This window comes from Fibrobacter sp. (assembly GCF_045112255.1).
Classification (GTDB): domain Bacteria; phylum Fibrobacterota; class Fibrobacteria; order Fibrobacterales; family Fibrobacteraceae; genus Fibrobacter.
On the sequence record NZ_JBGUHR010000079.1, the window covers coordinates 1 to 13,528 of the forward strand.

Consider the following 13,528-nt stretch of genomic DNA (forward strand, 5'->3'; position numbering starts at 1 on the left):
CTTTTTTTGTTCCGAGCGTTCCGCGCCCTTCGCGAATCCCCGCAGCGCATACACATCCCGTGAGGGCATGTACGCTCCCGGCGGGCGCCCCCCTGCAAGTGCGCCTGCCGTGGCGCTCCCCAAGTTCCCTATAATTGCGTTTGTATGTGAAGTGAGAAATTCTGGGTCTTGTTACTCAGAGTGTTTCTTATGACTTGTTTTGCAATTGCTTTACTTTGTTCTTCTTTTTACATCCAATATTTTTTTAGGGAGGGGCGTTTTGCTCTTTTTTTGGGAGTTTTCATTACGCTATTTTCGAAAGGGGATTCCTATACATAATTTTTGACAAAAAGAAATAATTTTTTTTTAATATTTTTGTTTTTTTACATTAAAATGATGTATTTTACGAATAGGGTGTGGAATAACCTAAGAGTGAGTGTTTTTATGCGACACCTGTATTTAGCTTTTTGTATTATAGGCGCAGTTGCGTCCTCTGCTTTTGCTGATTTGACTGTTCACATACAGTCAAAATTCAGAGATGCAGACATAACATTTATTCCACATCTTCTTCTTAATTCCGGAAAACCTGATGTATCACCTACTGGGTCTCCTACCATGATGCAGCAGGAAACCGATATGCGGTATTCCTTTACTTTGAAGGGATCGCTTTCTGATTATAAAGCATCAGATTCCTTTAGTATTGTAGGATGTCCAGCCCAAACTTCTGTTTGTGTCGATTTGGGCGATGGCGTTAATTTTAATGTCCGTGATTTTTTTGATGGAAGTAAAGAAGCTTGGATTTACGTAGATACGACTTCGGGAAAGGTTTCGAAGTCTTATGCTTCTCTGGAATCAAAGATTGTCTGGTTCAAGAGTCCGTGGGGCAATAAAGCTCTTCCGCAGATGATTTTTGAACAAGATACGATCTTGTTGCATCCTTCGGAAGATCCTGATAAATGCGGATGGTTCTATGGAGCTGTCACTCCAGCACTTTATAAGAAATATGTGCTGCATACGGCGCATTTTAATCGCTTCAATGCTCCGTGGATGTCTGTTCCTGAAGACAAAAAGCAGATTATTGATTTGGAGAATGCGCTAAAGAAAGATACGGTCTACGTTGACGGTACTTTGGCAACGCCTTCCGTTAGCAATAAAGCCGGTACGCCCGGTGAGTGCTTTGACAATAGCCGTACCTTGCATATCTATAACCCCTGGCGTAATAATAGTGTCTATCGCGATAGCTCGGTTTATATGACTATCGATGGCGTCTGGCAAGATTCTGTAGCGGGTACCGATGGCAAAGTCGCTGGCCCGGCACTGGGCGCGCTTTCTTTTGACAAGGACTATAAGTATTGGCTTTCTGTGAGTTTCTCGGATTCCATCGCTTCTTCTGCGGCCTGGAAGTCTGATGATGCCAAGGTCCAGATTATCAGAAGCTTTAAGGAGAATAAGAGGGCTGTTTATTTCAGCGATAATAAGCGTCCCAAGGTGAGCGATCTTTTCCCGTCGGGCGTTTATGAAGCCTGGTTCTTTGCAAGTTCTACGATGGAAGATATTGATGTGTCGTATGCTCCGCTTGAACGCAAGGTTGTGCGTTTGCTGAGTCCGTGGAAGAATACGCCGACGTCTTTTGTTGTCGATGCGAATAACGATATCGTGAGAATGTCTGCGTTCTCGAAGGATACGTGCGGTTGGTTCGAAGGCGTTTACTATAAGCATGCCGCCGACTGGAAGGTCTATTTCAAGCAGAGCTTTGGGCTTGAAAAGTACTCGATGGAAGGGATTGTCAGAGAAGGCGATGGTGTTGATGTCCTCCTGAATCTGGATTCTTTGCTGACCAAACGGGATACGGCATGGGTCTATCCTTCCGGCAAGAGCTATAGTGTTCCTGAGGCTTCTGCAAAGTACCCTGTTGGGCGTTTGGGAGAATGCCCGAGCATGAAGATTTCTGCGATGCTTCTGGACTGGGCTGGTGAAAGTTATCACGACAGCATTGATATTGATTTTGGGCATACGCATAGTGGCAACAAGTATACAGCCGTTGGGAGGGATTCTACCTGCAATACGGGAGAAAAGATTTCGGGCATGGTGAAGAGCACTCTTGTGGATGGCTACCCGGCTCGAGTGGATTCTGCAAGCTATCCGTGGGACAAGTGCGCCGCGGGTCATGAAATTGACAAGTGGTTTAAGCCGCAGGTTGTTGCAAAAGTGGCTGGCAAGGAATACACGAACTCTGTATGTAAGGATATCGAACTTCAGCTTGACGATGAAGGCTTCTGGTATGCCGATTACACGAACGAGTCCGGTGACTGCAATGATCCTGTGAGTCCGGGATTCTTCCCGCTGGATGACTTCAGGTATCTCGATTCTGCACAGACGGTTAAAAACCCGAAGTTTGACTGGGATGTCGAAGGTTATGTGAACTGGGCTTCTGAAGGTGTATGGAAGAAAGATACCTGCAAGCACAACTATAGCTATGCGATGGCTGTTTCTGCGACCTTCAAGTACGTGAAAGGCCAGTACTTTGAATTCCGTGGTGATGATGACGTGTGGGTCTATATCAATAACAGGCTTGTCGTGGACATCGGCGGCATTCACGAAAAAGTGGAAGGCGCTGTAAATCTTGATACGATTGGCCAGAACGAACCGAGCATGGCCTTGAAGGAAGGCCGTGAATATCCGTTCCATATTTTCTATGCGGAACGCAATGCGACTGGCTCGAACTTCAAGATGCGTACGTCCATCAACTTGCAGAAGCAGAATACCTACCTTGAATTCATTGACGAATCGAAAAAGAATGATGTGACGGGTGTCCTCAGGTTAAAGATGGATGCGGAAGCGATTAGCTGCGATCCGCATGCCAAGGCCCAGGTTGATACTGTCGATGCACCGTCCGAATTCTATCTCGATGGCGGATCCTTGGCGGATGCAAAGAAGCTGAGTGTCGGTCTCAATTTCGGTGGAATCATCATTCACGAAGACAGGTCCAGTTTTGAGATCAACATTGACGAAATTGTCAAGCTTCGTTCGCTGAGTCCGGGTAAGTATACGTTGTACTATTTCCTCGAATCGGATATGGCGATGAACGAATCGTATGAATTTACGGTTCCTGAATTCGAAACACCGGAAATTGCGTTTGTCGATGTGTTCAATGGCAATGCCGGCAAGCTCAAGACTTTCGATCCGACCAACAAGACCTTAAGAGGCGAAACCATTAAGCCGGGTGTCAACGATACCTTGATGACTCATGTGCGTTATCCTGAAATGGCAAACATCGAGATCGTGGTCACCTATATGGGTGAAATTTGTGGGGAATGCTCTGTTGTTCTGGACTTGAAACCCAGCAATCCGTACTTGATGTTCTATAATGATGATGGCATGTCCATCAATACTGTTGAAACGGATGAAAATGGCTTTGCCCATTTCTACGTGATTGGCGAAGCTGCGATGAGCGGTGAATCGTTTGCGGTGATTGGCGTGAGCGGCGTTAAGAATTCGCTCAAGTGGGACAACATCAGCTTTAAGGATCCTGAAATGCCTCTTGCCAAGACGGGCGGCATTTACGACCGCAATGGCGATGGCATTCCTGACAGTATCTATGTTCCTTTTGAATATGACGCCTTTAAGACGCATGAACTGGATTCTGTAGCCTGGAGCTTTGGCAGTAGCGTGATGCACCCATACTCGATGGAGTCCATTGCTCCCTTTATAAAGAATGATTCGACAGTGGCCATTACTGCCGATAGCTTGGTTGACACGGTATTGACTGGCGCTGCGAAGAACATAATGGAAGGTAGCTTTGTCTATCAGTACATTTATCAGGACTTGGCGATGGCATCGACTCAGGTGTCGGACATGATGATTACGAAAATTCTGGATAAGATTGGTGCGATCATCCTTGAAAAGCCGATGCTCAAGATTCCTTCGGAGAACTTTGTCAAGGTGACCATCAAGCTTTCGGAAGGCTGCAACATTGCTGCGATTCCGACAATCCAGATGTTTGAGCTTAGAGACAAGGACGATAAGTTTGTTGATCCGTCAAAGTATAAGCTTGTGTCCGTCTCTCCAGTGAATGAAAGTGATTACTACGAATTGCTGTTCCAGAAAGCAGAAGGCTTCATTGTTCCTGAAGTCGGTTTCAAGATCCGCTTGATTCCAGGATTACTGCCAGATAAGAGCGGTAATACTCCGCATGAGAAGAATCCGTGGAGACGAATTGAAGGTGAACAGCCGTTGCAGACGGAACGTCCGAAGGTCGTGACTATCTGGCCGGGTATGTTTGAAGAAAATCCGTGGCCGGGTGACACCAATGACGTTATGCCTGTTCGCGTTGATGAGGGCCTGACTCTTAAGGAGATTATCGAAGAACGCGGCTTGCCTGGAGTCTTGGTGAAGTTCAAGCTGGATGACTTTGCGACGACGATGTTGCTCGGTGAAGATAAGGCTTCTAGGGAAGAGATCCTGAGCAAGGTCAAGGTCAGCTGGGATATTGAATTCTTCTCGAGCCTGGGTCAGTACGTGAACTGGGTCAAGGGCGTATTCGCTTGCAACGACAAGGATATCTTTGGAACAGATTGCATTGCCAACGCGGGCAATATGTTCTTTGAATGGGATGCCATGAGCGAAAAGAAGCGCCTTGTTGGTACGGGTGTGTATATTGCGAAGTTCAAGTTCAAGATTTTCTCTGACACGGAAATCGTGGGCAAGGGCGAGGAAACATTCACATTCGGTGTCCGCCGCAACGATAAGTACAGGTGCGGCTCTGGCAAAAAGGGCGGCGCAAAGATTATAAGGTAATTATAAAATAAATTGCCTTTCGGATCGAAGTCCACCCATGCGGTGGGCTTTTTTGCTTTTTTTTCCTTATTGTGTTTTGAATTTTTAACTCTTGAATATATTTTTTAACTAAAGTGTGGGTAGAATAAAGAGGGTGTTGAATGAAACACGGTTGTTTGGGTATTGTCGCCTCATTGCTGTTGACTGTTTCTGCATGGGCGGATTTGACGATTCATCTACAGTCCCCGTTCCGTAACGACGCAACGGCTTCAAGTTACATTCCGCATATTACCGGTGGCGTGACGGATTACAATCCGGGTTTTGGCGCTATGTCCAAGACGATGATGAAGAGCGAGGGCGATGACTGGTATGTCTATACCTGGGCCGGGAAGACCGTTGCTGATTTCCAGGACTGGCAGGATTTTGAATTCAAGGCATGCCCGAATACCGACGACTACAATTACAATAACAACAATTGCGTATCCTGGACTGAGGGCGGAAAGACGAAGATAACTGCGTTTTTTGGCACTGAATCGGAAATCTGGCTTTACACGGATACGGCCGACAAGTCCTATACCAAGTCGTTCATGGCGCCGGGTTCAAAGATTGTCTGGTTCAAGAGTCCGTGGGGCAACAAGGTGCTGCCGCAGATGGTCTTTGGCGCGGATTCGGTGCTGATGCGTTTTAAAGAGGGCGACAAGGATAAATGCGGCTGGTTCTATGGGGCGATTACGCCTGACATGATGAAGACGAATCACATTAAGGTCGCCCATTTTACACGCTATAAGGCCCCGTGGTATGTTATTCCGGTGAATCGCGATTCGGTGATTGACTTTACGGCGGCCTTGCAGGCTCAGGATACGATTTTTGTGGACGGTACTGTTGCAGGACCTGTCGCAGATGTAAAGATCGGGACTCTTGGTGAATGCTTTGACCCGACTCGTCGCCTGCACATTTATCATCCGTGGCGTACAAATACAACTTACCGTGACAGCACATTCTTTATCAAGATCGATAACAACATCCTGAATGAACCGACGGGACTCAGTGCCGAAGGGGAATACAAGTACTGGCGTCATATTGATTTTGCCGATTCTACGGTTGGCTCTTCGCAGTGGAATTCCCAGGGAACTTTCGTGCAGATTTTACGCGGCAAGAACGATTGGCCGCAACATCCGTACTTCCCGGAAATGTCGCGCCCACGTGCAGGCGAACTTTTCCCGACCGGCATTTACGAGACTTGGATGTACACCTCGACTTCGCTTGAAACGCTTGATTTGGTGTTTTACCCGCCGGAACCCAAGGTGATCCGCTTGAAGAGTCCGTGGGAAAACCAGTCGCCGTCCATGATTATCGAGTCCACGAACGATGTCATCAAGATGGGGCCTCTTACAGATACCTGTGGCTGGTACACGGGTACGGTTTACAAGCATGCGACGGACTGGAAGGTTTACTTTAAGCAGACCTTTGGCATGGAACGCTATGGCGGCAAGGGCATTGTGCCTGAAAATGATGAGCTGGATTCCCTTGTCTCTCTGGATTCCTTGATGGCGTATTACGATACCGTTTGGGTTTACCCGAATCCGAAACAGCGCTATGAACCGAAGGATACGGTACGCTATCCGGGTATTCTTGGCATTTGCCCGTCACTCAAGATTTCGGCACTTGTTCTTGACTGGGCCGGCGAATCGCATGACGATAGCATAGATGTTGATTTTGGCGGCATTTATGGCGGTAATGACTACACGACTGTTATTGGCCGTGACCAGAATGGAGAACTGACGGAATTTAAGACGTGCGGTGGCCATGTGCCTGGCATGGTGCAGGATACGCTTGTGAATGGCGCTCCTGCGCGTGTGGATTCCCTTGTCTATCCGTGGTCACAGTGCTCGGCGGCGCACGAAATAGAGAAGTGGTTTATTCCGCAGGTTGTGGCGCATGATGCGGCGGGCAGGGAATACAAGAACGGCGTTTGCCGTGACATCAGCCTCTCGCTTGATGAAGAAGGCTTTTGGCAGGCCGACTTTACAAACGAGGAGGGCGACTGCAACGATACGATCAATCCGGGATTCTATCCGATTGATGACTTGCGTTACCTCGATTCTGCAAAGACGGTCTTGAATCCGAAGTTTGACTGGGATGTCCAGGGCTGTAAGCACAATTACAGCTTTGCGATGAAGGTTTCTGCGCAGTTCAGGTATGTGAAGGGGCAGTACTTCGAATTCCGTGGCGATGATGATGTGTGGGTGTTTATCAACAACCGCCTTGTCGTCGATATCGGTGGCTGCCATAGCCCTGTTGAAGGTGGCGTGAACCTGGATACGATTGGCAAAAATGATCCATCGCTCAAGTTGATTGAAGGCCGTGAATACCCGTTCCATATTTTCTTCTCGGAACGCAATGCGACCGGCTCGAACTTCAAGATGCGCACGTCGATCAACTTGCAGACGCAGAAGACGTATTACCCGGTGGAAGAAAAGACGACCGATGGAACGATCAAGTACACCATCTTGCAGCTTCTGATGGATGAATCTATTAGCTGTGATGTCTCGAGTACCTCGAAAATTGATACGATGCCTGCGCAGTCTTCGTTTACGTTGTTTGGCGATGATGAAAGGATTCCTGCAACAGGTATGGAACTTTTGCCGGGAACGATTGCGGGCATTAACATTGACGCGAACATGGCTGGCTTTGTGATTGATACTGTGGAAATTGTGAGGAAGCGTTCCCTGGCGCCGGGATCCTACATGTTGCAGTTCTCGCTGGCAAGCGACCCGACACAGTCTAGTGAAGTTTATTTCTCCGTGCCGGCGTATCCGCTCCCGGATATTGCATTTATTGATGTGTTTGACGGTTCGGATTCTGTCAAGACTTTAGACCCGACGGGCATTACTTTGCGCGGGCTTCCGTTTGACGGGAGTGCTTTCGATACGCTCCTTACACATGTGGCGTACCCTGATACGGTGCCGTTGCAGGTAGGCGTGTTCTATATTACGAGTCTTTGTAAGGACTGCTTTGCCGTCCTGGATCTCACGACTTCGTTCCCGATTTCTTTCTTGAACGAGAAGAAGCAGAGGGTGGATAAGGTCATTACGGATTCGACGGGTATGGCCAAATTCTATGTTGTTGGGGATTCCTCGGTGACGAACGCTAGCTTCGAAGTTTCTGGCAGCGGTGTGTCGAATGTGATTTCGTGGAAATACATCCACTTCAAGGAACCTCCTGTTCCGTTTGCAAATCTCGGTGAAGCGTTCGACCGCAATGGCGACGGTGTGCTTGATAGCATTTCTATTGTGTTCAACAAGCCCTTTGACGAAACGGTCCCGGATACGATTGCATGGTCTTTTGGTAGCGAAGACTGGCGTACCGTCGCTTCTGCGCAAAGTGTTGCAGAACTAAAGGATAGCGAAAAGAGTCTCGCGATTTTTGCCGATAGCTTGCAGGATATACTCTTTACGGGTGGTTCTAAGGAACTTTATCAGGGTTCCTTCAGGTATCATTATACGTATATGGATAAAGAAACTGGGCAGATGACGCAGCTTAGCCTGGATGGGCTTGGAATTGAAGACCGCATGGGTGCGATCCTTTTGGAAAAGCCGATTGTGAAGCCGATGTCTAATAGCGTGAGCAAACTTACGGTATACCTCAGCGAAGCCGCTCAGGCAAACCTTTTGAACGGTGTGCAGTTCCTTGAGTTTAAGGATAAGGCTGGAGAATTGGTGGACCCGTCGCGTTTGTCCATAGCGGCTGTTTCGCCGAGCAGGAGCAGCAATTATTATGAAGTGCTTTTCCAGAAGACCGACTATACGGTATTGCCGGAAGTGGGCTTTATGGTGCGCCTGATTCCTGGAGTGTTGCAGGACCTGAACGGCAATGTGCCGCATGAGAACAACCCGTGGCGCCGTATTGAAGGTGAACAGCGCGTGGATGTTGAAACTCCGGGTGTCGTGATCCTGGATCCTCGAAACTGGACGCCGGAAAAGTGGCCTCATAAGAACGATGTTACGCCAGTCCGAGTCGATGTGTCGAAGAAGATTGAAGATATCATTGCCGATATCGGGTTCCCAGGTGAACTTATCAAGTATGACCTGAGCGAAGTTGGAAAAACGCTTTTGTTGAATTCCGATGAGCCGAGGGAAGTTGTGCTTGCAAAGGCCAAGATCAAGTGGGAAGTGGAATACTTCTCGACGCTTGGGCAGTTTATCAATAAGCAGAGCGGAATTGTCGCCTGCAACGATAAGGATGTTTTCGAAACGGACTGTGTGGATAAGCCGGGAAATATCTTTATGATGTGGGATGCGCATACCAATAAAGGACGCTGGGTGGGTACAGGCGTTTATATTGTGAAGCTCAAGTTCAAGATTTTCGAGGACGCCAAGGTTGTTGGAAAGTCCGATGAAACATTTAATTTGGGTGTGCGCCGGCGCGAAAAGAAATAACCACAATTTATCAACAGTTTAGGAATAAGCCTTGCGTAAAGTAACTCCTTGAAACTTAACGGGTTACGCGCGGGGCTTTCTTTATGCCTGTTTTTTATTTACAATGGGTGTTGATAAATGTTGAAAACTTTTTGAGAATTTGAAGTTTTTTGTAGTAATTTCGTGATAATTTATTGCCAAATGTATCGCTTTTATTTACATTGTCGTAAAAATGCGCATTTCTGACTATTGTGGGTTCGTCAGGAATGATGCTGACACTTGGAACCCGCAAGGTTGAATGGAATGAAACTGATTTTCAAGACTCTTGCAGCAGGACTTTTCGCCTTCTCCATGGCGAATGCTCAGGATGACGTCCCCGCCGATGCCGCTTTGGCTCCTGCTTCTGACAAGCCGACGATGGCTAGAAGCGAACTCCCGGTGGGCGCCGATATTTCGAACCGTTACCTCGAACGCGTTTTCTACCACTGGAAGGACAACAAGGAAAAGGGCATCATCAAGGTGTTCATCCACACGGATGAACTTGCCGAAGAACGCGAACCGGATGTCTTGAACTACGACGTGCTTTACAGGGACGCCGACAGCAATGTCGTGTTCTGGAAAGACCATGTTGCAAAGTGCGTGAAGTGCTTTGGCAAGCCGGTTGTCGATGGCCCGACCCCGAACACCCCGAAGGCTCTCGTGTATGACTGGGATCCGAAGAAGATCGACGATACCACCAAGACGATGGTCGAAGGCGAATTGCCGGCTGAAGTCTACATGATCACGAAGGACAACGACATCAGAAACCTCAAGTCCCGCTGGATTGGCCCGTCTGACAAGGAACAGGGCGAAAGCGAATTCGTGCGCGCTTACCGCTTCGGTTCCATCATGAAGTACAACGACAAGAACGCTTTTGCGATGGCTTTCGTTTACAAGAAGGGCGGCAAGTTCTTCTATGTGCCGGAAGGATACGGCTATATCGACCAGGGCGTTTACAAGGGCGTTGCCTTCCCGGAAAAGTTCTACGAAGTTGAAGTGACTGACTTCAAGGAAATCGTGGGCAAGTCTCCGATCGAAGAAGTCCAGGAAGCTATCAAGCGTGGCCCGACTCCGGTCAAGATGGCTGACCTCCCGAAGCAGACTTGGAAGGGTCCGAAGATTGAAAAGGAACTCAAGGCTCTCGTGAAGGGTTACAAGATTAAGAAGCTCATCATCACGAGCGATTCTTGGGAATACCGCAGAAACTTCTTCGGCTTTGTCCTTTACAGATGGGTCGGATTTGATATTGTCTATGATGGCAAGAACAAGGACGGCAAGAAGGCTACCATGTACAAGTCTGGCTTTATTGCAAAGCAGATGAGCAATGGCAGCGGCTTTGACAAGAAATTGATCATGACGGGTTCTCCGGTTTCTTGGAACCGCGAAGTTCTCGACTGGAAGTAATCTATCGGTCGCCTCTAAAGGTTTGAAAGGACGCCCTCTGGGCGCCCTTTTTCTATCTTTGCTCTTGTGATTCAAATTCAGAACGTCTCTAAGTCTTTTGGCATGCAGGTCCTTTTGGATAATGCTAGCATGCTTGTTGCCGACCATGAACGCGTCGGTCTTGTTGGTCGCAACGGTTGCGGCAAATCGACCCTTTTCAAGATGATTCTCGGGCAGGAATGTCTCGATGGCGGTAACATCGACATCCCAAAGGGCTATACGATTGGCTATTTGCAGCAGCACATCAAGTTCACGCACCCGACGGTTCACGAAGAGGCGTGCAGTGTGCTCAAGGTGAATGAGGATGGCTGGCTTGAAGAACACAAGGTCGAGGCGATTCTCTTTGGTCTTGGCTTTGACGAAGAGAGCATGCAGAAAGACCCGATGCTTTTGTCGGGCGGTTTCCAGATCCGTCTGAATTTGGCGAAGGTCTTGGCGTCGGAACCGGACATGCTTTTGCTTGACGAACCGACGAACTACTTGGACATTGTTTCCATGCGCTGGCTAAGCCGCTTTTTGCGCGCGTGGAAGGGCGAAGTGCTTTTGATTACGCATGACCACCATTTTATGGACGAGGTCTGCACACATACGGTGGGAATTCACCGTCACAAGATGCGCAAGGTCAAGGGAACGGTCGAAAAGTTGCGCGAGACGATTGCCGAAGAAGAAGAAGTGGCAATGCGCACACAAGAAAATGAGCAGCGCAAAAAGGAACAGCTCGAAAAGGTCATTGAACGCTTCCGCTACAAGGCGGCAAAGGCTGCGATGGTGCAGTCGAAGATCAAGGCTGCGGCAAAGCTTGCGACGGGCGAGCGCCTCTCGCACGAACGCAACCTGGATTTCAATTTCAAGAATGCGGAATTCCCGGGCAAGCGCATGCTCCAGATTCACGGGCTGCACTTTGCGTACAAGAACGAAAACGGCTACGGTCCGGAGCTGATTTCGGACCTCGAGTTGGAAGTGTTCAAGGGCGACCGCATTGCAATTATCGGTCCGAACGGTCGCGGTAAAACGACGCTCTTGAACTTGATTGCGAAAGAATTTGAACCGACACAGGGTACAATCAATTACAACCCGAACCTCAAGATAAATTACTTTGGTCAGACGAATATCAACCGCCTGAATCTTGAAAATACGGTCGAAGAAGAAATTGCATCGGCGATTACGGATGTGTCGCAGAAGAGCCGTGCGCGTAGCCTCGCGGGCGTGATGATGTTCAGCGGCGATACAGCCATGAAGAAGGTGAAGGTGCTTTCGGGTGGTGAACGCAGCCGTGTGCTGTTGGGTAAGATTTTGGCGAACGAAAGCAATATGCTTTTGCTTGACGAACCGACGAACCACTTGGACATGGAAAGCATCGAGAGCTTGATCGATGCGCTCGAAGATTACGATGGCACCGCACTTGTCGTGACGCATGACGAAGAACTGCTGCACGCTTTTGCGACGCGCCTCATCGTCTTCGATGGTGGTAAGTGCCGTATCTTCGAAGGCACTTACGCGGACTTCCTTGAAAAGGTTGGTTGGGCTTCTGAAAAGAAGCCGGGCGGCGCGAACTCCGCAAACATCAAGGTCTCGAATATCGACGTCACGGACGATAAGCCCGTGAGTTCGACGCCGCGCTCCAAGGAAGACCGCAGGGCGCGTGCAGACTACATTGCCGAACGCAGCAAGGTCATCAAGCCGCTCGAAAAAGAGACCGCTCGCCTTGAAGCTGAAATTGCGAAGGCTGAAGCTCTCGGCGGTGAACTTGAAGCAAAACTTGTGGCTGCCTCGGAATCTGGCGACGGCAATGCGATTACGTCCATTGCAAAAGATATGGACGAAAACAAGAAGCTGACCGAAGAACTTTACGCTGCTTGGGAAAAGGCTAGCGCCGAACTCGAAGCCGCGAAAGACAAGTATAAGTTAGACTAGTTTATTCCACGCGTTTGCGTGGCTTGAGCGTCATTCCGTTGCTACGGTAGTATTGAATATCCGTTAGGACTTGCCCTACCCAGTAATGCTTTTGCGGGTCTTTGCGCCAGTTCTCGAATCTGTTGCGGTGTTCAGCATCGGGGTAGAATTGTGCGACCGCGTCGGCGAGCGTGGGCGATGTTGCGAGAACTTTTTTGAGGCGACGGGCGCCTATGTCAATTTGTTCTAAACCCTTGCCTGTATCGAGTGCGAGTAACCCGGACGTGTTATTTTTGCCCTGGTAGTTCATCTGGAATCCGGAAGTGTGATGGATGATGGACATGAGGACTGCCGGGTCTGTGCGTTCGCGGAGGCATGCTTCAAGAACGGGCAAGTTGCAAAGGTGTTCGCTGTCCCAGCGCTTTCCGTTGTATGTAATTTTTAGAGTGTGGTCTGTGTCTTCGGAAATGATTTCGATATCGTAGCGGATGCCAAGATCGCGCTGTAGCGCTTTTGTGAGGCGGATTCCCCTGTTCCTAAATTTCTTGTAGCCAATCATCTTTATCTGTAATGTATCCTTGATTTTCTCAAGAATCGGGGTCGTCGGGCGCGTGACAACGAGATTGTAATTGTTGATGACGGTGGGGAGGATGTAGGCAAGTTCTGCGGCGGCGCTGTCGAGGTCACAGTTCATGTCGATAATGAGTTCGCCCTGATCGCAAAGTTTTTGAATCGCCGATGTAGTGTATTTCTGGTATTCGAGCTGCTCGTCGATGGTGGGTCGCGGCTCTTCTTCAGGATGTGTCGCGTATGCAGTCGTGATGGCCGCAATGCCCAAAGCGCATGCGATGATGACGAGTTTTACCTTGATGCTCCTCCAGAGAATGCGAATAACTGCACGACCTTTTTTTGTCATGCAGATGCATATCAGCCAAATGAAGGCGATACCCGCCCAGAGGAGAATTAAGTTCACGCCCTCA

Annotated in this window: 5 protein-coding genes; 4 read left to right on the forward strand and 1 reads right to left on the reverse strand. The window is 48.8% G+C overall.

What is annotated here, in order from left to right:
* Nucleotides 1-594 precede the first annotated feature (594 nt).
* The 4 genes from ACJMM9_RS10700 to ACJMM9_RS10715 all read left to right on the forward strand — a co-directional run bounded on the left by ACJMM9_RS10700 (nucleotide 595) and on the right by ACJMM9_RS10715 (nucleotide 12,569).
* Nucleotides 595-4,776, forward strand: coding sequence for a fibro-slime domain-containing protein (locus ACJMM9_RS10700; RefSeq protein ID WP_405326632.1), 4,182 nt, complete (start codon nucleotides 595-597; stop codon nucleotides 4,774-4,776).
* Between the two features lie 140 nt (nucleotides 4,777-4,916).
* Nucleotides 4,917-9,194 (forward strand): fibro-slime domain-containing protein, encoded by a 4,278-nt coding sequence (locus tag ACJMM9_RS10705; RefSeq protein WP_405326635.1) that lies wholly within the window; start codon nucleotides 4,917-4,919, stop codon nucleotides 9,192-9,194.
* A gap of 282 nt (nucleotides 9,195-9,476) precedes the next feature.
* The gene (locus ACJMM9_RS10710; RefSeq protein WP_405326638.1) at nucleotides 9,477-10,616 is read left to right on the forward strand and encodes a hypothetical protein; all 1,140 of its coding nucleotides are present in this window, start codon (nucleotides 9,477-9,479) and stop codon (nucleotides 10,614-10,616) included.
* 114 nt (nucleotides 10,617-10,730) lie between these two features.
* Nucleotides 10,731-12,569, forward strand: coding sequence for an ABC-F family ATP-binding cassette domain-containing protein (locus ACJMM9_RS10715; RefSeq protein ID WP_405326639.1), 1,839 nt, complete (start codon nucleotides 10,731-10,733; stop codon nucleotides 12,567-12,569).
* Nucleotide 12,570: 1 nt separating this feature from the next.
* On the opposite strand, the gene ACJMM9_RS10720 is transcribed toward ACJMM9_RS10715, so the two are convergent.
* Nucleotides 12,571-13,521: a hypothetical protein gene (locus tag ACJMM9_RS10720; RefSeq protein ID WP_405326642.1), complete on the reverse strand. Its 951-nt coding sequence runs from the start codon at nucleotides 13,519-13,521 to the stop codon at nucleotides 12,571-12,573.
* Nucleotides 13,522-13,528: the final 7 nt, after the last annotated feature.